Annotated in this window: 28 protein-coding genes; 17 read left to right on the forward strand and 11 right to left on the reverse strand. The window is 64.8% G+C overall.

The window, feature by feature from the left end; genetic code table 11:
- Window positions 1-46: 46 nt before the first annotated feature.
- A complete protein-coding gene (gene hisS / locus BRAS3843_RS22295; protein ID WP_008971318.1) occupies window positions 47-1,576 on the reverse strand; it encodes a histidine--tRNA ligase in 1,530 nt (509 codons plus the stop codon).
- Window positions 1,577-1,869: 293 nt separating this feature from the next.
- Window positions 1,870-2,949 (reverse strand): branched-chain amino acid aminotransferase, encoded by a 1,080-nt coding sequence (locus BRAS3843_RS22300; RefSeq protein WP_008971319.1) that lies wholly within the window; start codon window positions 2,947-2,949, stop codon window positions 1,870-1,872.
- A gap of 336 nt (window positions 2,950-3,285) precedes the next feature.
- On the opposite strand from BRAS3843_RS22300, the gene BRAS3843_RS22305 reads away from it, so the two are divergent.
- The 3 genes from BRAS3843_RS22305 to BRAS3843_RS22315 all read left to right on the forward strand — a co-directional run bounded on the left by BRAS3843_RS22305 (window position 3,286) and on the right by BRAS3843_RS22315 (window position 6,266).
- Window positions 3,286-3,840 carry a MarR family transcriptional regulator gene (locus BRAS3843_RS22305; RefSeq protein WP_008971320.1) on the forward strand — a complete coding sequence of 185 codons (555 nt, stop codon included), beginning with the start codon at window positions 3,286-3,288 and terminating at the stop codon, window positions 3,838-3,840.
- Window positions 3,837-4,568 carry a response regulator transcription factor gene (locus tag BRAS3843_RS22310; RefSeq protein ID WP_008971321.1) on the forward strand — a complete coding sequence of 244 codons (732 nt, stop codon included), beginning with the start codon at window positions 3,837-3,839 and terminating at the stop codon, window positions 4,566-4,568. The genes BRAS3843_RS22305 and BRAS3843_RS22310 overlap by 4 nt, the downstream gene beginning before the upstream one ends.
- Window positions 4,569-4,877: 309 nt before the next feature.
- A complete protein-coding gene (locus tag BRAS3843_RS22315; RefSeq protein WP_008971322.1) occupies window positions 4,878-6,266 on the forward strand; it encodes an ATP-binding protein in 1,389 nt (462 codons plus the stop codon).
- Window positions 6,267-6,382: 116 nt separating this feature from the next.
- Here the strand turns inward: BRAS3843_RS22315 and BRAS3843_RS22320 are convergent, their stop codons facing one another.
- A complete protein-coding gene (locus BRAS3843_RS22320; RefSeq protein ID WP_008971323.1) occupies window positions 6,383-6,934 on the reverse strand; it encodes a DUF3617 family protein in 552 nt (183 codons plus the stop codon).
- A 34-nt stretch (window positions 6,935-6,968) separates the two neighbouring features.
- Entirely contained in the window at window positions 6,969-7,286 is a 318-nt protein-coding gene (locus BRAS3843_RS22325; protein WP_008971324.1) for a hypothetical protein, read from the reverse strand.
- A 170-nt stretch (window positions 7,287-7,456) separates the two neighbouring features.
- On the opposite strand from BRAS3843_RS22325, the gene BRAS3843_RS22330 reads away from it, so the two are divergent.
- The 4 genes from BRAS3843_RS22330 to BRAS3843_RS22345 all read left to right on the forward strand — a co-directional run bounded on the left by BRAS3843_RS22330 (window position 7,457) and on the right by BRAS3843_RS22345 (window position 10,340).
- Complete coding sequence (locus BRAS3843_RS22330) at window positions 7,457-7,921, forward strand: hypothetical protein (RefSeq protein WP_008971325.1); 465 nt, start codon at window positions 7,457-7,459, stop codon at window positions 7,919-7,921.
- Window positions 7,922-8,069: 148 nt separating this feature from the next.
- Window positions 8,070-8,798: a ribonuclease T2 gene (locus BRAS3843_RS22335; protein WP_008971326.1), complete on the forward strand. Its 729-nt coding sequence runs from the start codon at window positions 8,070-8,072 to the stop codon at window positions 8,796-8,798.
- Between the two features lie 214 nt (window positions 8,799-9,012).
- Window positions 9,013-9,885, forward strand: a complete 873-nt coding sequence (gene rlmJ, locus BRAS3843_RS22340; RefSeq protein ID WP_008971327.1) for a 23S rRNA (adenine(2030)-N(6))-methyltransferase RlmJ — start codon at window positions 9,013-9,015, stop codon at window positions 9,883-9,885.
- Between the two features lie 239 nt (window positions 9,886-10,124).
- Window positions 10,125-10,340, forward strand: a complete 216-nt coding sequence (locus BRAS3843_RS22345) for a cold-shock protein (protein ID WP_006612991.1) — start codon at window positions 10,125-10,127, stop codon at window positions 10,338-10,340.
- Window positions 10,341-10,566: 226 nt separating this feature from the next.
- On the opposite strand, the gene BRAS3843_RS22350 is transcribed toward BRAS3843_RS22345, so the two are convergent.
- Window positions 10,567-11,184: an outer membrane protein gene (locus tag BRAS3843_RS22350; RefSeq protein WP_008971328.1), complete on the reverse strand. Its 618-nt coding sequence runs from the start codon at window positions 11,182-11,184 to the stop codon at window positions 10,567-10,569.
- 246 nt (window positions 11,185-11,430) lie between these two features.
- On the opposite strand from BRAS3843_RS22350, the gene uvrC reads away from it, so the two are divergent.
- Both uvrC and BRAS3843_RS22360 read left to right on the forward strand, forming a co-directional pair.
- Window positions 11,431-13,494: an excinuclease ABC subunit UvrC gene (gene uvrC / locus BRAS3843_RS22355; protein WP_008971330.1), complete on the forward strand. Its 2,064-nt coding sequence runs from the start codon at window positions 11,431-11,433 to the stop codon at window positions 13,492-13,494.
- Window positions 13,495-13,620: 126 nt separating this feature from the next.
- Entirely contained in the window at window positions 13,621-15,189 is a 1,569-nt protein-coding gene (locus tag BRAS3843_RS22360; RefSeq protein WP_035982458.1) for a L,D-transpeptidase, read from the forward strand.
- Between the two features lie 78 nt (window positions 15,190-15,267).
- On the opposite strand, the gene BRAS3843_RS22365 is transcribed toward BRAS3843_RS22360, so the two are convergent.
- From BRAS3843_RS22365 to BRAS3843_RS22380, 4 genes are read right to left on the reverse strand one after another with little or no spacing between them, the layout of a single operon-like run.
- Window positions 15,268-15,696, reverse strand: a complete 429-nt coding sequence (locus BRAS3843_RS22365) for a CopD family protein (RefSeq protein ID WP_008971332.1) — start codon at window positions 15,694-15,696, stop codon at window positions 15,268-15,270.
- Window positions 15,693-16,022, reverse strand: coding sequence for a DUF3817 domain-containing protein (locus BRAS3843_RS22370; protein ID WP_035982462.1), 330 nt, complete (start codon window positions 16,020-16,022; stop codon window positions 15,693-15,695). The genes BRAS3843_RS22365 and BRAS3843_RS22370 overlap by 4 nt, the downstream gene beginning before the upstream one ends.
- Window positions 16,022-16,285: a hypothetical protein gene (locus tag BRAS3843_RS22375; RefSeq protein WP_008971334.1), complete on the reverse strand. Its 264-nt coding sequence runs from the start codon at window positions 16,283-16,285 to the stop codon at window positions 16,022-16,024. The genes BRAS3843_RS22370 and BRAS3843_RS22375 overlap by 1 nt, the downstream gene beginning before the upstream one ends.
- The gene (locus BRAS3843_RS22380; RefSeq protein WP_008971335.1) at window positions 16,278-16,622 is read right to left on the reverse strand and encodes a winged helix-turn-helix domain-containing protein; all 345 of its coding nucleotides are present in this window, start codon (window positions 16,620-16,622) and stop codon (window positions 16,278-16,280) included. The genes BRAS3843_RS22375 and BRAS3843_RS22380 overlap by 8 nt, the downstream gene beginning before the upstream one ends.
- 163 nt (window positions 16,623-16,785) lie before the next feature.
- On the opposite strand from BRAS3843_RS22380, the gene BRAS3843_RS22385 reads away from it, so the two are divergent.
- From BRAS3843_RS22385 to prmB, 5 genes are all read left to right on the forward strand, one after another.
- Complete coding sequence (locus tag BRAS3843_RS22385; protein ID WP_008971336.1) at window positions 16,786-17,121, forward strand: GIY-YIG nuclease family protein; 336 nt, start codon at window positions 16,786-16,788, stop codon at window positions 17,119-17,121.
- Between the two features lie 189 nt (window positions 17,122-17,310).
- A complete protein-coding gene (gene pgsA / locus BRAS3843_RS22390) occupies window positions 17,311-17,928 on the forward strand; it encodes a CDP-diacylglycerol--glycerol-3-phosphate 3-phosphatidyltransferase (protein WP_008971337.1) in 618 nt (205 codons plus the stop codon).
- Window positions 17,925-18,176 (forward strand): molybdopterin converting factor subunit 1, encoded by a 252-nt coding sequence (gene moaD, locus BRAS3843_RS22395; protein ID WP_008971338.1) that lies wholly within the window; start codon window positions 17,925-17,927, stop codon window positions 18,174-18,176. Before pgsA ends, moaD begins: the two co-directional genes overlap by 4 nt.
- 22 nt (window positions 18,177-18,198) lie before the next feature.
- Window positions 18,199-18,663, forward strand: coding sequence for a molybdenum cofactor biosynthesis protein MoaE (locus BRAS3843_RS22400; protein ID WP_008971339.1), 465 nt, complete (start codon window positions 18,199-18,201; stop codon window positions 18,661-18,663).
- Complete coding sequence (gene prmB / locus BRAS3843_RS22405) at window positions 18,663-19,628, forward strand: 50S ribosomal protein L3 N(5)-glutamine methyltransferase (RefSeq protein ID WP_035982464.1); 966 nt, start codon at window positions 18,663-18,665, stop codon at window positions 19,626-19,628. The genes BRAS3843_RS22400 and prmB overlap by 1 nt, the downstream gene beginning before the upstream one ends.
- 1 nt (window position 19,629) lies before the next feature.
- Here the strand turns inward: prmB and BRAS3843_RS41640 are convergent, their stop codons facing one another.
- A complete protein-coding gene (locus BRAS3843_RS41640) occupies window positions 19,630-20,055 on the reverse strand; it encodes a hypothetical protein (protein WP_008971341.1) in 426 nt (141 codons plus the stop codon).
- Complete coding sequence (locus BRAS3843_RS22415) at window positions 20,049-21,941, reverse strand: YadA-like family protein (protein ID WP_008971342.1); 1,893 nt, start codon at window positions 21,939-21,941, stop codon at window positions 20,049-20,051. Before BRAS3843_RS22415 ends, BRAS3843_RS41640 begins: the two co-directional genes overlap by 7 nt.
- Before the next feature lie 274 nt (window positions 21,942-22,215).
- Here BRAS3843_RS22415 and BRAS3843_RS40875 point away from each other — a divergent pair, with 274 nt between their 5' ends.
- From BRAS3843_RS40875 to BRAS3843_RS22425, 3 genes are all read left to right on the forward strand, one after another.
- A complete protein-coding gene (locus BRAS3843_RS40875) occupies window positions 22,216-22,629 on the forward strand; it encodes a hypothetical protein (RefSeq protein WP_139024951.1) in 414 nt (137 codons plus the stop codon).
- 89 nt (window positions 22,630-22,718) lie between these two features.
- Window positions 22,719-24,062, forward strand: a complete 1,344-nt coding sequence (locus BRAS3843_RS22420) for an aspartate aminotransferase family protein (protein ID WP_008971344.1) — start codon at window positions 22,719-22,721, stop codon at window positions 24,060-24,062.
- Between the two features lie 206 nt (window positions 24,063-24,268).
- A complete protein-coding gene (locus BRAS3843_RS22425; protein ID WP_008971345.1) occupies window positions 24,269-24,811 on the forward strand; it encodes a phage holin family protein in 543 nt (180 codons plus the stop codon).
- The last annotated feature ends 36 nt before the right edge of the window (window positions 24,812-24,847 follow it).

Consider the following 24,847-nt stretch of genomic DNA (forward strand, 5'->3'; position numbering starts at 1 on the left):
CCTCGCTTCGCTCGGCACCCTCTCCCACAAGGGGAGAGGGTAAGAACTAACCCCAATTCACGTCATGGCGAGCGAGCACCTCGCGCACGCCGGCGATCAGCTCGTCCTCCTTGCAGGAGAATTGCGCCGGACGGCTCTCGCGCCATTCCTGGTTGGAGGCGATCGCGGCGGCCGCCTTGGCGCCCTCGATCAGATCCTTGATCTGCACCTCGCCGCGCGCCTTTTCGTCCGAGCCCTGGATGATGACGCAGGGCGCATTGCGGCGGTCGGCATATTTGAGCTGGTTGCCCATGTTCTTGGGATTGCCGAGATAGAGCTCGGCGCGGATGCCGTGATTGCGCAGCTTGGACACCATCGCCTGATAGTCGGCAACGCGATCGCGATCGAACACGGTCACGACCACGGGACCGAACGCCGGCCGCGTATCGAGCTTGCCAAGCATCGTCAGCGCAGCCTGCAGCCGCGACACGCCGATGGAGAAACCGGTTGCCGGCACCAGCTCGCCACGGAAACGCGAGACGAGGCCATCATAGCGCCCGCCACTGCCGACCGAGCCGAACCGCACCGCACGCCCCTTCTCGTCTTTGGTTTCCAGCGTCAGTTCGGTCTCATATACAGGGCCGGTGTAGTATTCGAGGCCACGCACGACCGACGAGTCGAAGCTGATGCGGTCGTAGCGGTAGCCCGCACTCCAGAACAGCTTGGCCATCTGGGCGAGCTCATCGATGCCTTCCTGGCCGGTCTTGGACGAGCCGACGACTTCGCGCCATTGCGCAAAGCTGATATCCCAACCGCTGCCATTGTCACCGCTGGGGTCGGCATATTTGCTGCCGACATAAGAGAGAACGGCTTCGGCTTGCTGATCGCTCAAGCCCGCGCCCTTGGTGTAGTCACCACTCTCGTCCTTGCGGCCTTCGCCGAGCAGCTTCCTGATCTCCTCGATCGGAAACTTGTCGGCCTTGTCTATCGCGCGCAGCACGGTGAGACGACGGCCGATATTGTCATCGCCGCCGATACCGATGCCCTCCATGACACCGTCGAGCACCTTGCGGTTGTTGACGCGCACGACGTAATCGCCGCGCGCAATGCCGAGCGCCTCCATCGTATCCGCGGCCATCATGCAATTTTCGGCGTCAGCCGCGACGGTCGGCGCGCCCACCGTATCGGCATCGAACTGCATGAACTGGCGGAAGCGGCCGGGCCCCGGTTTCTCGTTGCGGAATACGTAACCCGCACGATAGGAGCGATAGGGCTTCGGCAGCGTGTCAAAATTCTCCGCGACGTACCGCGCCAGCGGCGCGGTGAGATCGTAGCGCAGCGAGATCCACTGCTCGTCATCGTCCTGGAACGAGAACACGCCCTCGTTCGGGCGGTCCTGGTCGGGCAGGAACTTGCCGAGCGCATCGGTGTATTCGAACGCCGGCGTCTCCACAGGCTCGAAACCGTAGCGCTCGTAGACGGCGCGGATCTTCTCCACCATCTCACGCGTGGCCGCGATCGCGGCGGGACCGCGATCCTCCAGCCCGCGCGGCAGCCGCGCCTTCAATTTCTGTGGTTTTTTGGGTTTGTCGGACATGGCGGCTTGGTAGCAGCCGTGGCACATGGCGGCAACCGCCGCTGACGTGCTTCAGTCCTGCGGGTTGCTCAGATGTGGCGAGCGCACCTTTTCGCCGCGCATGTGGTGCGCTCCCTCCCCCCTTGCGGGGTCCGAGGCGAGCGAAGCTCGCTCTCGAGGTTGGGGTTGGGGGGTCCACACGGGCAGTCTTCGCGGAGACCCCCACCCCCAACCCCTCCCCGCGGGGGGAAAGGAGCGCACCGCTATCGCGGACACAGTTCACCCTTTCACCCGCAGGCGGAAGGGAGCGTCAGTCACTTCACCTCGCGGATCCAGCTGTGCGGATCAGCGGTGCGGCCATACTGGATGTCGACCAGCTTCTTGCGCAGTCCCATTGCGACCGGGCCGGCTTCGCCGCCATTGATGACGAAATCGCCGCTCGTCGAACGCACCTTGCCGATCGGCGAGATCACGGCTGCCGTGCCGCAGGCGAAGGCCTCCTTGAGCCGGCCGCTCTTGGCATCCGCGCGCCACTGGTCGATCGAATAGGCCTCCTCACGCACCTCGGTGCCGGCATCCTTGGCGAGCGCGATGATGGAATCCCGGGTGATGCCGGGCAGGATGGTGCCGAGCGGCGGCGTCGCGAGCGAGCCGTCGTCGAACACGAAGAACACGTTCATGCCGCCGAGCTCCTCGACGTAGCGGCGCTCGAGCGCATCGAGGAAGACGACCTGGTCGCAGCCATGCTCGATCGCCTCGGCCTGGGCGCGCAGGCTCGCCGCGTAATTGCCGCCGCATTTGACGGCGCCGGTGCCGCCGATCGCGGCGCGCGTATAATTCTCTGACGCCCAGATCGAGACCGGCGCCGGACCGCCCTTGAAATAGGAGCCAACCGGCGAGGCGATGACGGCGAAGATATATTCCGCCGACGGCTTCACGCCGAGGAAGACCTCGCTCGCGATCATGAAGGGCCGCAGGTACAGGCTGCCCTCCCCGCCCGGGATCCAGGCGCGGTCGATCCGCACGAGCTGCTCGACGGCGTCGATGAAGACGGGCTCGGGCAGCGGCGCCATCGCCATGCGCTCGGCCGAATTGTGGAAGCGTTTGGCATTGGCATCGGGGCGAAACAGGTTCACCCCGCCGTCGTCGCGCTTGTACGCCTTGAGACCTTCGAAAATCTCCTGCGCATAGTGCAGGACGGCCGTGGCCGGATCGAGCGGGAAATTCGCCCGCGCCACGATGCGTGCATCATGCCAGCCCTTCGCCTGATTGTAGCGGACCACGGCCATGTGATCGGTGAAGACCCGGCCAAAGCCGGGGTTTGCGAGCTTGGCTGCGCGCTCCTCTGCGGAGGTCGGATTGGGTGTCGGCTGGATTTCGAAATTCAAGCTCATGTTCTTGCTCCCCGCTGGGCTGGCCATCGCGAGTTCTGGCACCGACCGGTCCGGTCGGCACTGCTGGCTTCGTCGGTCTGGACTTCGCCACCCAGCTTGGGGCCGGTTGCCCGCCAGCAGGTCGATGAGGACGCGCTTTTGTGCCAGGCGGAAGTCCAGTATGTTTGCCGATATGCCGCTCGACAACACGGTAGATCAATGCGCGGCCCTTGCCGTCCTTCCGGGCGGACTCAGGCCTGTTCAGTCACGTCTTGAGACACGTCGCTCGCCGGCTAAACGATCTAAAATTTCGCCGTGAGCGAATGTTTTGTAACATTGAACCTCAGAAACGTCAACATGGCTGACATAAATTTCTCGACCCGTCCCGACAGCCCCGATTCGCGGGCTCCCGAGCCGCAGGCTGCGGCGGCGGACGAGCGGCCGTTGCGCTGGGACATCATCGAGCTCCTGTTCTTCGCCTATCGCGATTTCGTTGGCGATGCCGACCACGAGCTGGAAGCCTTCGGCTTCGGGCGCGCGCATCACCGCGTCATGCATTTCGTCACCCGCTATCCCGGGCTGAAGGTCGCCGATCTCCTGGAGGTGCTGCGCATCACCAAGCAGTCCTTGGGGCGCGTGCTCAAGCAGCTGCTCGACGAGGGCTACATCGTGCAGAAGACCGGCAACAACGACCGTCGGCAGCGCCTTCTTTTTGCCACCGCCAAGGGCGAGGCCCTGGTGGCAAAGCTGGCGGGCCTGCAGACCCGGCGCATCGATCGCGCGCTGGAGCAGGTCGGGCCGGCGGGCGCGGATAAGGTTCGCCAGTTCCTGCGCGCGATGATCGATCGCGACGATCCGGACAAGGTGCTGGAAGCGATCTTCAAGACACCCGTCACCACTGCAAAGGAGTGATCGTGCCGCTCGCCGCCATCGCCACTCGCGCTCCGCAGACCCCCGCCGACGACGCGCCGCACCTCCTGCTCGTCGATGACGACCGCCGCATCCGCGATCTGTTGTCGCGCTTCCTGCGCGGCGAAGGCTACCGCGTCACGACCGCGATGAGCGCGAGCGACGCCCGCGCCAAGCTCACCGGCCTGCATTTCGATCTGTTGATCCTGGACGTGATGATGCCCGGCGAGAGCGGCTTCGACCTCGCGCGCTTCATCCGCACCCAGTCCTCGGTGCCGATCGTGATGCTGACGGCGCGCTCCGAGCCGGACAGCCGCATCGAGGGGCTACAGCTCGGCGCCGACGACTACGTGGCCAAGCCGTTCGAGCCGCGCGAGCTGGCGCTGCGCATCGGCAACATCCTGAAGCGCGCCGCGCCGCCGCCGGCGGAAGAGGTGGTCGAGCAGGTCACCTTCGGCCCCTTCGTCTATCATCTGTCGCGCGGCGAGTTGAAACAGGGCGAGGAGGTCATCCACCTCACCGACCGCGAGCGCGAGATGCTGCGCATCCTCGCCAATGCCCGCGGCGAGACCGTGCCGCGCGGGGCGCTCACCGGCAACGGCACCGTCAACGAGCGCGCGGTCGACGTGCAGATCAACCGTCTCAGACGCAAGCTCGAGACCGACCCGGCGAATCCGCTGTTCCTGCAGGCCGTGCGCGGCATCGGCTATCGGCTGATGACGTCGGCTTGAGCTGAGGCGGCGAACAGACATGATCGCGGCCTACAAGATTGCGCCCAGCTCACGCGGCGATGAAGCTCTTAACCTCGCCCCGCTCGCGGGGAGAGGTCGGATGGCATCGTCAGATGCCATCCGGGTGAGGGGGTACAGGTCTCGCAATTTACACCGATCGTGCGTCTGCCCCTCACCCCAACCCTCTCAGCGCGAGCGAAGCTCGTCGCGACTCCGTAAGAACGGGGAGAGGGAGCGCACCGAGGACCGCGCGACAGGTCCCAAACTACTTCGCCGCCGATCGCTTACAACCACTGTCCGCGCTCGCAAATGACCACGCTCGACACCGGCCTCACTCTGATCCGCACCGCCTCGCGCCGCGTGTCCGCCGCGAATGGCTGGATGGGCCATGCGTTCAAGAGCTGGATGCCGACCGGGCTCTATGCCCGCGCGCTCCTGATCATGATCGTGCCGATGGTGATCCTGCAGACCGTGGTAGCCGGCGTGTTCATGGAGCGGCATTGGAACACGGTGACGCGGCGGCTGTCGGCCGCCGTCGTGCAGGACGTCGCCGCGCTGATCGACATCTACAAGGCCTATCCGCAGGACAAGGACCACACCATGCTCCGCCGCATCGCGCAGCAGCGGCTCAATTTGGTGGTCGACTTCCTGCCGGCCGGCGACATGCCGCCGCCGGGGCCGAAGCCGTTCTTCAACCTGCTCGACCAGTCACTGTCGGGACAGATCGGCCGCCAGATCAGCCGCGCCTATTGGATCGACACCGTCGGCCGCTCCAATCTGGTCGAGATCCGGATTGCGCTCGACGACGCGGTGATGCGGGTGTTCGCGCAGCGCAGCGCGGCCTATGCGTCCAACACCGACATCTTCCTGTTCTGGATGGTGGGCACTTCGTCGATCCTGCTGATCGTCTCGGTGCTGTTCCTGCGCAACCAGATCAAACCGATCCTGCGGCTGGCGGACGCGGCAGAAAGCTTCGGCAAGGGCCGCGAGGCGCCGAACTTCCGGCCGCGCGGCGCACGCGAGGTGCGGCGCGCAGCACATGCCTTCATCGAGATGAAATCGCGCATCGAGCGCACGATGGAGCAGCGCACTGCGATGCTCGCCGGCGTGTCCCACGATCTGCGCACCATCCTCACCCGCTTCAAACTCGAGCTCGCTTTGTTCGGCGACGGGCCCGAGATCGACGCCATGCGCAAGGACATCGACGAGATGTCGGGCATGCTGGAGGATTATCTCGCCTTCGCACGCGGCGACGGCGGCGAGGTGGCGCAGCCGACCGACATCTCGAACGCGCTGGAGGAGCTGCGCAGCAACGCCGAGCGTGACGGCCACACCGCCTCCGTCTCGTTCCGCGGCTTGCCGGTCGTCACCGTGAAGCCGCAGGCGCTGAGGCGCTGCGTCGGCAATCTCGTCTCCAATGCGGCGCGCTACGCCAACACGATTTCAATCTCCGGCCATCGCGATCACCGCTATCTCACGATCACGGTCGACGATGACGGCCCGGGCATTCCGCTGGCGATGCGCGAGGAGGTCTTCAAGCCGTTCCTGCGGCTCGACAATGCGCGCAACCAGGACGAGGGCGGCACGGGCCTGGGCCTTGCGATCGCGCGCGACATCGCCCGCTCCCATGGCGGCGACATCATGTTGGGCGACAGTCCGATGGGCGGCCTGCGCGCGACGGTGCGGATTCCGGTTTAACCGCGGGCTATTGCGCAGCAGGCGGTCTGCTCCTGGCCCCGCTTGCGGGGTGAGGTAAGAACGAGTGCGAGCAAGATGAGCGCATACCGCGCTTCTGCCGGCAAACAACAAGAAAGCTATTGCTTCACGCCGGGGATCAGGCCCTTGAGCTTGTCGGCGTCCTTGATGTTGAGCTTGAAGCCGCCGCCCGGCATCACGATGTCACCGGGCTTCTGATCCGGCTTGCAGGCGCCGAGCCATTTCGCCTCGATGGTCATGGTCCCATCGCGGCCCGCGGCACCGGCGGCGCCGCCCTGGATGTGCGACGTGGTCTTGACCGTGTAGGCAGAATTGAAGTCGCCGACGATCTCGGCATGCGACGTCGTGGTCATGCCGCTAACGTTGCAGACGGAATCGCTGACATAGCCGGTCGCCGTCTTCTGGATGTCCTGCTTGGAGCAGATCTGCTTGGCCATCGGCGAGACCATGTTGTTCAGGTCCTTGTCGGTGGTCTCGTCGGTGCAGTGCTGCATGGTCATCTCCGGCATCTGCGAGCCGGTCCGGACCATCTTCATTTCCCACAGGCCCGGCTTGCGGGTCGGCAGTTCGACAGCGGATGCGCCAGCGAACGGCGCGACCAGTAGCGCGCCGCACCCCAGCAGTCCCAAACCAACGCGTACGCGGATCATGATTTCGTCCCGGCGCTCGTGCCGCCCCTTCGGCTCAGTAAAGCGTACGCAGCGGATGCTGCGCCGAGCCATACGGCACCCAGCGGCAGGAGAACGACAGATAGCCGCCATATTGGGCGTCGACGGCCAGGAATTTCACCACCTTGCCATAGGACGCGCAGTGATCGACCGCCAGTTGACGCGCATCCGTGGTCTGGGCGAGCGAATAGGCGATGATGCCGCCGGTGTCGTTGCCCTTGAAGGCCGGCACCCAATCGGCCCGCGCCGGGCCCGCCGTCAGAATAGCGCCAACGGCCATCAGCCCCGCGGCCTTCAAAATGGAGTCAAAAATCCAGGGCTTGGTCATCCGCATTGCAATCTCCCATCCGTTGGGCTGCATCCTAAAGGGCCTGCCCGCGCAAGAAAAGAACACCGCGTGCGGTGTCCCCCGACTTGTCGTGAAGTGTTGCTGCCCTGCACTTGACCCGTTGCGGCCAGCGTTGCACGTTCCCCCCTTCCCAGACCAGCTTTTGCGGATGGCCTATGCGCGACCTCAGCCTCTCGTTCAAGACCCTCGGTGCCGCCTGCGGCGCGCTGCTCGGCGTCGTCGTTGCCGCCGCACCGGCCCGGGCCGCCAACCCGCTCGAGCTGAACTTCTGGCTGTCAGGTCCGAAATATGACGGCCGCGTCGCGCCTTGCGAGGCGGCTGTGTCGACGGTCGTTCACGACTTCGGAGAGAAGGAAAGGACCTTCTGGAATTCGTCGCTGACCATCACGGGCATGAGCAACGTGCACGAGATCGCGTTCCGGCCCTGGCAGTCCGACAATATCCCGCGGCGTTACTGCACCGGCACTGCGATGGTGAGCGACGGCAAGGTGCGCACCGTCAATTTCTCGATCATCGAGGATGGCGGCTTTGCCGGCTACGACCAGGGCGTCGAGTTCTGCGTCGTCGGTCTCGACCGCAACTGGGCCTATGGCCCGGGCTGCCGCTCCGCCAAGCCCTGATCAAGCCCTGAGCGTTTGGCCGCCGGCCGAGGGTCCGGCATCGCAGGCATTTGCACGCGCAGTTGCGGGCGCGTCACCTTGAATTTTGTTCTTGAATTGTTCCTCCCTCCTGGTAGAGTTCTCGCCATGTTCCTGGGGGAGCTCACCCATGTTTGATTGCCCTGATGATCTGCCAGGCTTTGCCAGCCACAGGCTGCGCAAGCATGGCGCCCTCGCCGCTCTCGCCCTGAGCGGGCTTGTGCTGTCTTCGATCCAAGTCTCGACAGCTCAGGCGCAAGACCGCCGCCAGAACGCGCCAGGCGCGTTCGATTTCTACGTGCTGTCGCTGTCGTGGTCGCCATCGTTCTGCGCCGAGGCCGAGGAGCGCGGCAATGGCGGCCGGTCACAGCAATGCAGTGGCCGCCCCTACTCCTTCGTCGTGCACGGGCTGTGGCCGCAATATGAGAGCGGCTATCCCGAATATTGCGAACAGCCGGCGCCGCGGCTGCCGCGCAATATCATGACATCGATGCTCGACCTGATGCCGGCGCCCGGGCTGATCTACAACGAGTGGGACAAGCATGGCACCTGCTCCGGGATGCCGGCCAAGGCCTATTTCGAGACGGTTCGCAAAGCCCGTGCGGTGATCAAGATTCCCTCCGAATTTCTCGAATTATCCGAGCCCAAGACGGTGACACCGGCCGCGGTCGAGGAGGCCTTCATCAAGGCGAACCCGAACCTCACCAATTCCGCCATCGCCGTGACCTGCAACCGCACCCGGCTCAGTGAAGTCCGGATCTGTCTCACCAAGGAGCTGCAATTCCGGTCTTGCGACGAGATCGATCGCCAGGCCTGCCGCCGCGACGACGTGACGATGCCGCCGCTCCGGGGTGGCTAGTTGACGCGAGGGCCCTGATGCCTCGCCTGGCAGGCTAGGAGGATAAAGGCTCAAAGAGACAGGACCTCGTCCTTGAGTAGCCTACCAAGGGCGAGCGTCGCGACGAACGGGCTGCAGGGAGATCGCGGCCGAGCTTCTTCCCGATGTGATGGCCGGCCTTTCCGACGCGACGATGCGGGGTTGCTTTCGTCCCGGGACATCGTAACTCACGTCGATGAATTATCGTCACGCCTTTCACGCCGGCGGGTTCGCCGACGTCATCAAGCACATCGTGCTCACGCGCATCCTGATCTATCTGCAGGAGAAGGAGGCCGCCTTCCGCGTGATCGACACCCATGCCGGCGCGGGCCTCTATGATCTCACCGGCGAGGAGGCCAGCCGCAGCGGCGAATGGCGGACGGGTATCGCCCGCATCATGCAAGCGCGCTTTTCCGATTCTGCGCTTCCGCTGGTTGCGCCCTATCTCGACATCGTCAGGGCCTTCAATCCCAAAGCCGAGCTGGTCGCTTATCCCGGCTCTCCGCTGATCGCGCGCGCCATGCTTCGGCCGCAGGATCGCATGACCGCCTGCGAGCTCGCGCCGATCCCGCGCAAGCATCTGATCGATGCGCTCCGGCGCGATACCCAGGCTCGCATCGTCGATCTCGATGGCTGGGTGGCGCTGCCGGCCTTCGTGCCGCCGAACGAGCGGCGCGGACTGGTGCTGATCGATCCGCCCTTCGAAGCAAAGGATGAGTTCGAGCGCCTCGGTGAGCGGTTCGCGGCCGCGTTCGTAAAATGGCCGACCGGTGTGTATTTGATCTGGTATCCGGCGAAGAGCCGGCGCGCGACTGATGAGTTGGCTCAGCGTTTGGCGGATCTTACCGCGGCGGCGAAGCCGCCCGGTAAATTGCTACGCATCGAGTTCAGTGTCGCGCCGCAGATCGCCGGCGAGGGGCTGGCCTCGACCGGGCTTCTGGTCGTCAACCCGCCCTGGACCTTGCACGACGAGCTCAGGACTATTTTGCATGAGTTGGAGAAACCGCTTGGCCAGGGCGGCACGGCGCGTTTCCGGCTTGAGTTCCCGAAAGCTTCGCCCGGCAATTAGTGGAAAATCCGTAGTCAATCGGCGCGGAACCGTATTAAACTAGCCGATTGTAAGACTGGCTTTACGTTCCGCTTCCGCGAATGGTTGCGGCGGGGTGATCAAGGCCGAACAAGATCCAAATGACCCGGTATGTGTGATGCCGGCTCGTTAAGGTGGCCACGCTTTCCGTTCAAGTGATGTCCGGTCGGACCCTGCGCAGGTCGCGCAGTGGAGGAAGCATTGCGGGGGAGGAGTTCCCGATGGCCATGACTGGTACGGTCAAATTTTTCAATGGTGAGCGTGGATACGGTTTCATCAAGCCGGACGATGGCGGGCGCGACGTGTTCGTGCACATCACGGCAGTGGAGCGTGCCGGGTTGAAGGATTTGACCGAAGGACAGCGGATCAGCTTCGAGGTTGAACCGGACAAGAAGGGCAAGGGCCCGAAGGCGGTCAACCTGGTGCTGTCGTCGTAGCGTCCCGGATCGCCATCCGTCCGCCGTCGAGCGGCCGGCGAAGGCGACAGGCGAAGAATACGAACGTCCTTTTATTAGTCGTTTGAACCTGGGAGCCGCAGGCGACAGAGCCGGCTCATATGCGAGGCAACTCGGTTGCCGAATTCGCACAGGCGTTGTCGTGCCAAAAAATTTCCGGCCGCTGACGGCGGCCGGAAGTCCATGTCGTTGCCGTTTCTTCTTCCTATCAGAAGTGGAAGTTGATGCCTGCGCGCACCACTCCGAACCGATAGTCGTTCTTCGCCCCCGTAACCACGAAATTGCTGCTGTCGAGATCGACATAGAGATATTCGATCTTGGCGGTCCAGTTCTGCGCCAGCCCGAACTCGGTGCCTGCGCCCAAGGTCCAGCCGACCGTCGAATGCGATTCCGACAGTCCGAAGGTTTCGCCGCGCAACTCGCCGAAGGCGAGACCGCCAGTGCCGTAGAACAGGATGTTGCTGAAGGCATAGCCGGCGCGGCCGCGCAACGTGCCGAACCACGGATTGGAGAACTTCCACGGCGCGAAGGTATCGTTGGCGCCGGTCAGGTTGATATCGCCTTCGACGCCGAACACCCAGGGCCCGGTCTGCCAATTATATCCCGCCTCGATCCCACCGGTGATCCCCGACGGCTTGGTCGGATTGTTGCCGACCTCGCCCCAGGCGTAGCCGAGCGTGCCGCCGAGATACGGGCCGGCCCAGCTATAGGCGTTGAGAGGCTGATTCAGGGTGTAGCCGCGCGGCGCATAATTGAGATCAGCGGCCTGCGCCGACACCGCTCCGAGCGCGCCAAGGGCGACCGCACCCGCAACCAACCTGTTCATCGTCAACTCCACGCGACACCGTCACCTGCCGGTCCGCGCGGCGCCTGTACGGCGCGGCGTTCGACCGACTTGGTTAGGGAACTCCAGCTTTTTTCGTGAAGATTTATCGAGAGTTTGAGGTTAAAGCCTCATTAAGCCCGGTTACCGGCCGCTTAACGTCCTTAACGGACCGTTACCGCCGCGCCTGTGAATGACGGCCGCACCGATGCTGGCGTGAGCCGCTGCCAAGGCTTAAATTCGTGGATCATGACCACCCACAGCTCCGATCCGCCCAAGGCGCCCGCGCCCGAGACCAGGCGCGCCGCTGCGGCCGACCTGCCGCCTCAGACCCTGGAAGCGCCCGACATCGATCCTGCCGCCTCGTCCGCCGACGAGGACGATGAAGGACGCCTGCCCGAGCTGACGGAGGAGAGCACCGAAGCGGTTGCCGAAGGCCCGCTGGCGATCGGCCATGAGGCGATCGAGAAGGCGGTGCGGCTCGCACCGACCTCGCCCGGCGTCTATCGCATGCTCAATGCGAACAATGACGTGCTCTATGTCGGCAAGGCCAAGAACGTCAAAAAGCGCCTGTCGTCCTATGCAAGGCCCAACGCGCCGTTGCCGGCGCGCATCCTGCGCATGATCGCAGCGACGGTGAATGTCGAGATCATCTCGACCACGACCGAGACCGAGGCGCTGCTGCTCGAGGCCAACCTGATCAAGCAGCTGAAGCCCCGCTTCAACGTGCAGCTGCGCGATGACAAATCGTTCCCCTACATCCTGATCACCGGCGATCATTGGGCGCCGCAGATCCTCAAGCACCGCGGCGCGCAGTCGCGGCCGGGGCGCTATTTCGGCCCCTTCGCCTCGGCCGGCGCCGTCAACCGCACCATCACGGCGCTGCAGCGCGCCTTCCTGATCCGCTCCTGCACCGATTCATTCTTCGAGAGCCGCACCCGCCCCTGCCTGCTCTATCAGATCCGCCGCTGCGCCGGGCCCTGCACCGGCGAGATCGATTTCCCCGGCTATACCGAGCTGGTGCGCGAGGCGACCGACTTCCTGTCCGGGCGCAGCCATGCCGTGAAGCAATTGCTGGCGGCTGAAATGGAGAAGGCATCAGGCGAGCTCGAATTCGAAACCGCGGCGGTCTATCGCGACCGCCTGGCATCGCTGTCGGCGATCCAGTCGCAGCAGGGCATCAATCCGCGCACCGTTGAAGAGGCCGACGTCTTCGCGATCCACCAAGAGGGCGGCTATTCCTGCGTCGAGGTGTTCTTCTTCCGCACCGGCCAGAACTGGGGCAACCGTGCCTACTTCCCGCGCGCGGAAAAGACCTTTACGCCCGAGGAGGTCCTGGCCGCCTTCCTCACCCAGTTCTACGACGACAAGCCGCCGCCAAGACTGATCCTGCTGTCGCATGAAATCGAGGAGACCGAGCTCCTGGCCGAGGCGCTGTGCGTGAAGGCCGGGCACAAGGTCGAGGTGTCGACGCCCAAGCGCGGCGAGAAGAAGGAGCTGGTCGCGCATGCGCTGACCAATGCCCGTGAGGCCCTGGGGCGCAAGCTTGCGGACACCGCGACGCAGAGCCGGCTGTTGGAGGCGATGGCCACCACGCTCAGCCTGCCGACGATACCAAAGCGGATCGAGGTCTACGACAACAGCCACATCCAGGGCACCAACGCGGTCGGCGCGATGATCGTCGCCGGCCCCGACGGATTCATCAAGAACCAGTATCGCAAGTTCAACATCCGCTCCGAAGGGCTGACGCCCGGCGACGACTACGCGATGATGAAGGAGGTGCTGCAACGCCGTTTCAAGCGGCTGCTCGCGCCATCCGAAAAGGATACTGCGCGCGCCAAGGAGGACGACGTTCAGCAACGGCCCGACCTCGTCATCATCGATGGCGGCCGCGGCCAGCTCAACGCTGTCCGAGAGATCTTCACCGAGCTCGGCGTGACCGATGTCGCGCTGATGTCGGTCGCCAAGGGACCGGACCGCGACGCCGGCCGCGAGACCCTGTTCATCCCCGAGCGCGAGGCGATCAAGCTCGAGCCGCGCGATCCCGTGCTGTATTTCATCCAGCGCCTGCGCGACGAGGCGCATCGGTTCGTGATCGGCTCGCACCGCAAGCTGCGCAAGAAGGACATCCGCGAGGCCGGCCTGCAGGAGATCCCCGGCATCGGGCCGGCGCGCAAGCGCGCGCTGCTGTTGCATTTCGGTACGCTGAAGGAGATCGAGCGCGCCTCCATCGCCGATCTCGGCAAGGTTCCGGGCGTCTCGGCCGAAAGCGCGCGGAAGATTTTCGAGTATTTCCACAGCCAACCGAATTAGGCCACTGGCCCGCAAATATGGCCGGAACCAAGGCCGGGTCGCCTTACTTCACCCAAATGCAAGATCGAGCATGTAAACGCGATCTGCCGCGAGAAGCGTGGATAAGCAATTCAATCGGGGAATGACATGGTCGATCAAGTCACGGCGCCGCCATCCACCGGAACCACGCGGCGCTGGGGACATCCCGCGATGGCGATGCTGGCGGCGACGGCCGCGCTGCTGGCAGTGACCGCCGGTGCGGCGGCGAGGCAGGCGCGCCCTGCACCCACCGCCGAGGCAACGGCGCCGCGCCCAGCTGGTGAGCCGATCATGGCGATCGTGTCGATCAAGACGCAGAAAGTCACGTTCTACGACGCCGACGGCTGGATCTATCGCGCCCCGGTGTCGACCGGGATCACCGAACGCGAGACGCCGGCGGGCGTCTTCGCCCTGCTCGAGAAAGACAAGGACCACCATTCGACCCTCTATGACGATGCCTGGATGCCGAACATGCAGCGCCTCACCTGGAACGGGATCGCGCTCCACGGCGGCCCGCTGCCGGGCTATCCGGCCTCGCATGGCTGCGTGCGGATGCCCTACGGCTTCGCAGAGCGGCTGTTCGACAAAACCCGGATCGGGATGCGGGTGATCATTGCCCCCGATGACCCGGCTCCGGTCGAGTTCTCCCACCCAGCGCTGCTTCAACCCAACGCGGAGGTGCTGGCGGCTGCTTCGGGACGTTCCGAGACGCTCGCCCGGGCGGCGGCAGAAGCCACGATGGCGGCCGACGAGGCAAAGCGCGCTGTAGCGGAGGCCACCCGCGAAGCGACCACGCTCACCGCGACCCTGCGCAAGCTGGAAAAGGCCAAGAGCCGCGCCGATGCCGAGCTCGCCTACACCGACAAGCTGCTCGCTGCCGCCAAAACGGACCAGGCCAAGGCGCGGGCCGAGGACCTGAAGCAGAAGGCCACGCTCAAGGCGACCGACGTGGCGACCCAGCTCGACACGGCCAGGGCCGATTCAAAACCCAAGCTCGATGCCGCCGCCACGGCCAAGGACTCCGCCAGGGCGGCCGAGGCCAAGCGGAGCGATGCGGCCAAAGCCGCGACCGAGGCCAGGCTCGCGCTCGAACCAGTCTCAATTTACGTCAGCCGCGCCACGCGGAAACTTTACGTGCGCCGCAACACACATAAGCGGGCGCGCGACGGCGGCGGTGAAGAGTTCGATGCCTCCATCGAGGTTCCGGTCACGATCCGCGATCCCGACAAGCCGATCGGCACCCATGTGTTCACGGCGATGGCGCAGAGCGGAGCGGGCCTGCGCTGGAGCGTGGTTACGATCGACGACGGCGACAATGCCAAGGACGCGCTCGGCCGCATCACCTTCCCGCAGGAGGTGCTCGATCGGATCGCGCCGACCGCCTTGCCGCGATCTTCGATCATCGTCTCGGACGAGCCGCTCTCGAGCGAGACCAACTACCGCACCGAGTTTGTCGCGGTCCTGAGCAACCAGCCCCAGGGTGGCTTCGAGACGCGCCAGCCTTCGGCCGATGTGTACGTCGCCAGCGACAGTGACGCGGAGTACGGCAGCTACGGCACGCTCTACCAGAACGATTGGGACCCGCAACGCGTCGCGCCGCGTCGGCGGAGCAGCACCCAATATTGGCGCGGCGGTCAATATTATCGCCCAATGCAGCAGGGCTGGTCGCCCTGGTAGGGCGCAGCTCCAACAAGGTGCAGGCGTCTCGAACGAAAGCAACGCAGACCTTTCGTAGCGCCGGCCACATGGGGCAGTTCAGAACGGCTTGACCACAACGAGCACGGCGATCGCCGTCACGCTGCCGACGACCAACAGCGGCACGTGCTTCAGCCAGGACGGCACCATTGGCGCCTCCGACCACGCAAGCCGCCGCAACGTTCCCGAGAGCACGCCGTGGAGCGCGGACAGAGCGAGCACGATTCCGAGCTTGAGCGTCAGCCAGAGCGAGCCGAACCACTGGCCCTGCATGGCAAGCGCAAGCCCCGCGCCCCACACCACCAGCATGGCCGGCGAGGTCACGCGCCGGTCCCACCGACTGATGACCGCGAGCGCAGCACGGTGGCTCGGCGCAACCGCCTCCGGCAGGGCCCGGCGCGCAGCAATGGCGACGGCCGCTGCCAGCAGTCCGCCGGTCCAGCACAGCACCGCGGCGACATGCAGCGCCTTCAGCCACAGATAAATCACGGCGCAGCCAACCGCGCCTGGCGCCGCGCCAGCAGGCGCGCATTGACGAAACCGCCGAAGGGGATGAACGCGGCAAGCACGAGCCGGGTGATCTCCGATCGCGACCAGCCGCCGGCGGAGACCAGCTGGATCAGCATCCAGACATAGGTCAGGAAGGCGAGCCCGTGGACTGGTCCCATGATCCGTGTCGCGATGGCGAGGCCAGCCAAGTGTTTCAGCGGCACGGCCACCAGAACCAGCAAGAGCAAGGTGCTGGCTTCGATCAGCGAGATCGCCCGCATCCGCTGCAGCTGCGCCAGGTCTTCAGTGCGTTGTTCGGGGGTCATCATTCGACCTGCTTCAGCACCTTTTCGACATGGGCGAGCCGCGCCTCGATCTCGCCGAGACTGCTCTTGAGCGCCGCAAGCAGCTCCACGCTCGTCTCCTGGGCCCGTGCGGCCCGCTCTGCCAGCAGGCGGTAGCCGTCTTCGTTGGCCAGTCGCAGTCCCGCCTGCCGAACGGCGGCAAAATATTTCATTCCAAAGACCAGGATGATCGTGACCAGCATGAGGATCGTCACGAGCAGGAAGATCGCGGCCTTGTCAGCCATGTTTGTCTCCTTCGGGTGTCAGAGAGGGGTCGGCAGCGGTCAGGCTTTGGACTGCCGCAGCGATGGATGATGGCGTGAGGCTGATGTCGAAAGGCGCGACATCGAAATAGTTCAGCGCCTTGCCGTCAGCTGAGAGCTCGAGCCGGCTGGTGACCAGGCCCGCCTCCTCGAGCTTGCGCAGATGAAGATGCAGCAGCGGCCGGCTGATGCCGAGCTCGCGGGCGAGCTGGCTGACATAGGTGCGCCCCCTGTTGCGCAGCGCCGCCAGCACCCGCAGCCGATGCGGGTTGGCCAGCGCCGCGAGCTTTTCCAGCAGTTGATCGCCCTCCGTCGGCACGCGCCTGCTCTCCCACCTGTCAAACATTTCTTACAGGTGAGGGACGAGAGTGTCAACGATCGGATACATGCGTCAGAAATTTATTACGCTTCACCTTATATTTACCCGGGTATAAAATGGTGTATCTTCCAGGCAGCAATTATTATTGGTCGGGTTGGCAAGTATGGATCGGGAGACGCGCAAGGCGGCTATTGCCGCCTATAAGGAACGCAAGACCGCCGTCGGCATCTATGCCGTCCTCTGCACCACCACCGGCCAGCGCTGGATTGGCCGTGCGGCGGACCTGGAGAAGATCCAGAACCGGCTGTGGTTCACCCTGCGCCAGGGTGGCTGTCGTCTTTCCAGTCTGCAGGCCGCTTGGAGCAAGCATGGACCGGAGGCGTTCATGCTGGAGGTCATCGAGCCTATCGAGGATGAAGCGCTGCCCTATGTCCGGGATCGGCTTCTGACGGAACGCCTGGCCCATTGGTGCCAGGTGCACGGCGCGGAAGCGATCTGACCTGTCCCGCCAGGCTGGCGCCCTCTAGGCTGGTCTGCTTAATGACGTCTGAAATCACGTTGCCGCTCGCGTATCAGTTCCTATCTCCGCAAAGGCTTCATTGCGATTCGCGTAATATGTTCGTCATCTTCCAGGGGGCTATCCTGCTCTATGGTTGACGTTCGCGCGACAGCAGTATTGGTACATCGGATGAACATCGCCACGACCCGCGGGACCAGCAAGACCTCGATGTCCCTGCCGAACATCCTGACCTACGGGCGGATCGCCGCCATACCGGTCGTGGTCGGCTGCATCTATGCGCAATCGATTCTCGATTATCCGCTGTGGCTGCGCTGGGTCGCGGTGGCCGTGTTCATCGCGGCCGGCATCACCGATTACCTCGACGGCTATTACGCGCGGATCTGGAACCAGCAATCGGCGTTCGGCCGCATGCTCGATCCAATCGCCGACAAGCTCCTGGTCGCCTCGTGCCTGTTGATGCTAGCGGCCGACGGCATCATCCACGGCTGGACCCTGTGGGCCGCGATCGTGATCCTCTGCCGCGAGATCCTGGTCTCGGGCTTGCGCGAATATCTCGCAGCACTGCGCGTCAGCGTCCCCGTCACCAAGCTTGCGAAATGGAAGACGACGATGCAGTTGGTCGCGATCGGCTTCCTGCTCGCCGGCGAGGCCGGCGACATGGTGGTTCCGGTCGTGACCCAGATCGGGCTGCTGCTGCTCTGGGCCTCCGCGATCATCACCATCTACACGGGCTATGATTATTTCCGCGCCGGCATTCATCATCTCATCGAGGAAGACGCCCGATGAAGGTGAAATATTTCGCCTGGGTGCGCGAGCGCATCGGCAAGGCCGAGGAGATGATCGAGCCGCCGGAGAGCGTGCGCACGGTGTCCGAGCTGATCGCGTGGCTGACCGATCGTGGCGAAGGCTACGCCTATGCGTTCGAGAACCCGAAGGTGATTCGCGCCGCGATCGACCAGGCCCATGTGCAGCCGGACGTCGCGATCTCAGGCGCGCGCGAGATCGCGTTCTTTCCGCCGATGACCGGCGGCTGACGCGGCCGGACCAGAGGCGCCCATGACCGCCATCCTCACCGTCCGCGTGCAACAGGACGATTTCGACACGGCGCGCGAGATCGCCGCGCTTCACCATGGCCGCACCGATATCGGCGCGGTGGTGAGCTTCTCCGGCATTTGCCGCGGCAACGACCATGGCAGGCCCTTGACCGCGCTGACGCTCGAGCATTATCCCGGCATGGCGGAAGCCGAGATCATGCGGCATGCGGAGGAAGCGATGGCACGGTGGCCCCTGCAAGGCCTCACCGTCATTCACCGCTACGGCCGCATCACGCCGGGCGAGAACATCGTGCTGGTGGTGACGGCATCGTCCCATCGCCAGGCCGCGTTCGAGGCCGCCGAGTTCCTGATGGACTACCTGAAGACCAACGCGCCGTTCTGGAAGCGCGAGGAAACCGAAGACGGCACCAGCTGGGTCGAGGCCAAGCGCCACGACGATGACGCTGCGGCCCGCTGGAAGGCATGATGGCAAAATCGGTCAAGACGCCGCCATCGCCCAAGGCTGGTACTGCCAGGCTCCCGAACGTCGGTGCCGGCGAATTGCAGACCCTGCTCGACTACGTGCGCTACGCGGTGAGCTGCTTCCAGGCCGCCGAGCTCGTGTTCGCGCATGGCACCATCGATCCGGTGGCCGAGGCCGCATTCCTGGTCGGCGAAGCGCTGCATCTGCGCCCCGAGCAGTTCGAAAGCTTCGCGCCCGCGCGCGTGACCGCGGCCGAAGGCAAGACCATCCTCGACCTGATCGAGGCACGGGTGACGACGCGCAAGCCGGCTGCCTATCTCGTCAATAAGATCTACATGCGCGGCCTGCCGTTCTATGTCGACGAGCGCGTCATTGTGCCGCGCTCCTTCATCGGCGAGCTCCTGGCCTCGCATTTCGGCGGCAGCGAAAGCGAAGGCACGTCGCTGATCGACGATCCCTTTGCGGTGGAGAACGTGCTCGATCTCTGCACCGGATCCGGCTGCCTTGCGATCCTCGCCAGCCGGCATTTTCCGGACGCCGCGATCGATGCCGTCGACATTTCCAAGGATGCGCTTGGCGTCGCCGCGCGCAACGTCGCCGACTACGACCTTGCTGATCGCATCTCGCTGCATCACGGCGACCTGTTCGCCCCGATCAAGGGCCGCCGCTACGACCTGATCATCAGCAACCCGCCTTACGTCGATGCCGAGGGCATGGCGGCGCTGCCGGCGGAATGCCATGCCGAACCGAAGCTCGCCTTCGACGGCGGCGCTGACGGCATCGACATTATCCGCCGCATCCTCGCGCAGGCGCGCAGTCATCTGACGGCGGAAGGCGGCCTGCTCTGCGAGGTCGGCCGCGACCGCCCGCAGATCGAAGCCGCCTATCCCGATCTCCCGCTGCTGTGGCTCGACACCGAAGACTCAGAGGGCGAGGTGTTCTGGATCACCGCTGCGGATCTGGCCTAGGCTACTGGCCCTGTGCCGCTGTTGCCGGGTGCCGCGGGCTGGCCGCGGCGTGGGATGCGGGCGGCGACGGCATGCAGCTGATCGATCCGATCATGTTGCCACCATACTGGACGAAGCCGGAGGCGGTCGGCGGCGAATGCGGCGCCGTGATCGGCAGGTAGATGTAGCACACCGTGCCGTCGGCCGGATCACGCCAGCGCTGCACGATGGTGTCCTGCAGCGGACCGGCGAACTGCCGCTCGAGCAGCATCCGCGGCATCGTGGCCCATTGTGCCGATTGCTGAGTCTGAAATTGCGGCTGCTGCGGGATTTGCTGTGGCTGTTGTGGTTGCGAGTTTTGCTGCGCCTCGGCGGCGCCCGTCCCCATTCCGATCAGCACGGGCAACAACACGATCAGAAGCGCGCGCGGCGGAGCTCGATCTACCATGCGATCTGCATTCCCACGCGCCCGCCGAACTGGCTCCCGTCAGAGCGCATGCCATAGCTCGCAGATCCCGACACGACGATGTTGTCGGTCAGCCGCGCCAGCGCGGTCATGGCAACCGCGCTCTGGCCGGCGAAGGTGCCGTAATTGGTGGCGACCGCAAACCGCTTGCTGTCGGGCAGGAAGCCGCCGCCCATCGCCATGGCCATCGCGATCCCGGAATTGGCGTGGGTGATCTGGGTTTGCAAGCCGCTGATCTGCGACTGGACTCCGCTCGCGATGCTGTTCAGCTGCGAAACATTGACCGCATCGGTCGGGTTGATGCCAGCGGCCACATTTGTGAGGCGCCGCTCGTTGCCGGCGGATCCAAACGACACCGTGTTGGGCGCGTTCGCCACCGAGTTCTGGCCGATCGCGACCGAGTTGGTGGCACTTGCCACGACTGTCGCGCCGCGGCCGATTGCGGTCGAGCCGGCGCCGGCAGCGACGCTGGCTTCGCCAAGCGCGACCGAATTTGCGGCCGAAGCATTGGCACCATTGCCGATCGCGACATTGCCGGCCGCGCCGACCTGGGCGGAGGCACCATAGACCGCGGCATTGGCGAAATTGTTGTCGGTCGCGTTCGGACCGATCACCACCGAGTTCGGCGCCGACACCGCATTGGTGCCGATCGCGATCGCATTGTCGCCATTGGCTTGCGCCGTCGTGCCGAGTGCGAGGCTGTAGTTGCCGTTCGCGGCGCCGCTGACGCCGATCGCCGTACTGTCGGTACCGCTTGCGGTACTATTCAGACCGACCGCGATGGCGGAGGTCCCGCTCACCGCCGTACCGTTGCCGATAGCCACCGCATTGGTGGCATTGACGGTGCTGCCATTGCCAAGCACCGCTGCGCCTGCCGCACTGGCGGTGAACGCGACATTGTTGTTGGAGCCCACCACGTTGACGTGGTCGCCCCAATTGGCGGTGCCGGTGTTGGTGTTCACCTGATTGTTGCCGCCCAGCACAAACGTCCCGTTCCCGAACACGGTATTGGGATTGCCGATCGCAAAGCTGCCGGTGCCGCTCACATACTCACCGACCCCGATCACGGCGCTGTTGTTACCGAGCACTTTGTTCGATGAGCCGATCGCCACGCTCTGGTTGCCACTGACCACGCTGGCGTCACCGATCGCAACGCCGCTCTGGCCCAGGACGTGGGCATTGAAGCCGAGCGCGGTGGCATTGCCACTGTTGGCGCCGATCACGGCCTGGTTGCCGATGGCGATGCTGTTGGTGGATGTCGCGTCCACGAAGGCTGCATTGCCGCTGCCGTTTAACCCATTGCCGCCGATTGCGATTGAGTTCGACGCATTCGCCTGCGCGTTCGTGCCGACCGCTGTGCTGAACGCGCCGTTAGCCTGACTGGTGCTTCCGAGTGCAACACTGCTGTCTCCGGATGCAGAGGCAAGCGCGCCAACCGCCGTGCTGTTTCCGTTGGTTGCGTTGGCGTGGGCCTGCAAGCCGATGGCAGTGCCGGTCAAACCCGCCTGGCTGAGCGCGCCGACCGCCGTGCTTCCACCGAAGCTTGCTTGACTCTCGTTGCCGAGTGCCGTGCTGCCATCGCCAGCCGCCTTGGCCTGGTCGCCGAAGGCCGAACTTCCAACAGATATCGGCGGCGGGGAATAAGCGTCACCCGCTGCAGTCGCCTGGTTGCCACAAGCAACATCCTTGGCGACCGCCGCCGTGCTACCGCCATCGCCGCCGCCCACCTGCGCACACACAAACCCCTGCGCCTGTGCCGGCCGCAGCCCGCACACACACGATGCGAACGAGAGGGCGATGATCACTCCGAAGGCTGGGACTGGATTGATCCTGATCTGCCGCAAGGTGGCAGCAAAACTCGTCGACATGAGGCCGCCCCCAAATGCCACAAGCGGACGGCAACGCCGCAGGGCGTGCCACGCTCAGCGGCAGCACAACTTCGAAATATCAGGAAATATGTAGCACGCGCCCGTAACAATCCGGAGTAACCGAAATGCAACGAAAGTTCCCATTGCTGGCAACCGAGGCGAGCGTCGCATCTTTGCTCTCAATGGTTGCGTGCATGAAACGGTCCATTCGACCTCGTTCAGCGTCCGCAAGGCACCGGCTGCTCCGCCATAGTCGTTAACCTGCGGCGAGACCGTGAAGGAGGCGCGCACGCGCAACCAGTTGTTGACGGCATGGCCGATCCCCGACTGGCTCTTGCAAGGTGGCGACCCCGGCCGCGACCGACACCTTGCCCCGCCGCTGATCGAATTGCAGCGCACCTGCCGCAAGCGCGAGCGCGGTGCCGGCACGCGCCTCGCGCTTAGCCGAAAGACGTCGGTTCGACGGCTCGACTTCGGGCCTTGCGCGGCCGCAAACAACTCTCTTTCCGCGTTGCCGCAAAAAGGTGCAGGGCGGTTCCGATCCGCGGTACAGCCCCGGAAACGCCGTGCAGAAACCGCCCATCAGGTCGGCAGGAACGCCGGTCCTTTGACATTCCCGTCGGCCTGCGAAGCTGATAGCTTGCGTCTGGCCAGGATACGCGGCGATCGTCGCGCGCCCGACCCTTAAATCACCATCGTTCAGGAAAACGGCTCCTCCATTTTTCTGGATGATGTTGTCCGTCTGAACATCCGCCTAGAACGCCCGAAGAGGTCCCCATGCTGGACAAGAGCCCACATTCCCCTGTTACCGTTCCGAACGATCTTGCCGCGCATTGGATGCCGTTCACCGCCAACCGGTCGTTCAAGAAGAATCCGCGCCTGCTCGCCGGCGCCAAGGACATGCACTACATCACCGTCGACGGCCGCAAGATCATCGACGCTGCCGCCGGCATGTGGTGCTGTAATGCCGGTCATGGCCGCAGCCAGATCGCGACCGCCATCGGCAAGCAGGCCGAGGCGCTGGACTATGCGCCGCCGTTCCAGTTCGGCATTCCGCAGGCCTTCGAGCTGGCGAGCCGCATCGCCGACCTCGCGCCGGCCGGACTCGACCACGTCTTCTTCTGCAACTCCGGCTCGGAAGCCGCAGACACCGCGCTGAAAATGGCGCTCGCCTATCACCAGATCAACGGCCAGGGCAGCCGCACCCGCCTGATCGGCCGCGTCCGCGGCTATCATGGCGTGGGCTTCGGCGGCACCTCGGTTGGCGGCATCGTCAACAACCGCAAACTGTTCGGCACGCTGCTCACCGGCGTCGACCACATCCCTGCGACCTATGATCGCGAGAAGCAGGCTTTCACCAAGGGTGAGCCGGAATACGGCGCGCATTTTGCCGAGGAGCTCGAGAACCTGGTCAACCTGCACGGCGCCAACACCATCGCCGCCGTCATCGTCGAGCCGATGGCCGGCTCGACCGGCGTGATCCCGGCGCCGAAGGGCTATCTGCAGCGGCTGCGCGAGATCACCCAGAAGCACGGCATCCTCTTGATCTTCGACGAGGTCATCACCGGCTTTGGCCGCCTCGGCTATGCCTTCGCCGCCGAGCGCTATGGGGTGACGCCGGATTTGATCACCTTCGCCAAGGGCGTCACCAACGGTGCTGCGCCGATGGGCGGCGTGGTGGTGCGCGACACCATCCACGACGCGTTCATGAGCGGGCCGGAGCACATGGTGGAGTTCACCCATGGCTATACCTATTCGGCGCATCCGATCGCCTGCGCGGCCGGGCTTGCCACGCTCGACATCTATCGCGACGAAAAGCTGTTCGAGCACGCCCGCGCGTTGGAGCCGAAATTCGCCGATGCGGTGATGTCGCTGAAGGGCCTGCCCAACGTGCTCGACATCCGCACCGTCGGCCTCACCGCCGGCATCGACCTCGCCTCGCTGCCGGATGCTGCCGGCAAGCGCGGCTACTCCGCGATGGAGACCGCCTTCCACAGCAACGACCTGATGTTGCGCATCGCCGGCGACACCCTGGCGCTGACGCCGCCCTTGATCGTCAGTGAGGACCAGGTCGGCGAGATCGTCGAGAAGGTCGGCAAGGTGATCAAGGCCGTAGCCTGACGCGCCGTCCGCATCGGTCCTGTTCACATCTCAATCCCCTCTACCGCCCCGCGGTGGAGGGGATTTTCTTTTGGGCAAGGCACGAGCTGCCCCGTGTGATCGGCCAATCCAAACGGAACATTACAAATCCCTCCACGTTCATCCCGGCGAGCCCGCCGTGGACATCCCCGGCTGCTCGATCGTTGGCCTTTCCAAGGGAGACGTGCATGCTCGCGCCACCAGGAGATCTGTTGCGACTGGGCATCGAGCAGCGGCTCACGCGCGTGAAGCGCGCGACCAATGCCTATTTGCGTGATCGCACCCGCCAGGCGACCGGAACGGCGAAATCCTATGCCGTGGCAGGCGCGATGTTCGCGGCCGCCGGACTGTTCGTGCTGCTGGCCTTTCTGGTCGGCCTGGGCACATTGTTCTACTGGATCGAGACTGTCGCCGGGATCTATGCGGCCTTCGGTGCTGTCGGCGGCTTGTTGCTGCTGCTGGCGCTGATCTGCGCGGTCATCGGGGCTGTCAGGATGAAACGGCCGGCGCCCGAATATCCCTCCCTCGCCAGCCGGCTCCGGGTTGCCGTCGCCGCGCCGGTCCGGGATCCCGCCGCGGACGATATTGATCCCGACACCATCCCGCTCGCGCCATCGGCTGCTGCGGCCGATGCACGTTCGGGCCGTGCCAATTCGGTCAACATCCCCGTCGGCATCGCGGTTGCGGCCCTGCTGCTGGGCCTCGTCGCGCTCCGCCGACGCCAGCACTGATTCGCACCTTTCCAGAGTCGGCGCGCTCCTGCGCGG

Origin of the sequence: Bradyrhizobium sp. STM 3843, assembly GCF_000239815.1 — a bacterium.
Classification (GTDB): domain Bacteria; phylum Pseudomonadota; class Alphaproteobacteria; order Rhizobiales; family Xanthobacteraceae; genus Bradyrhizobium.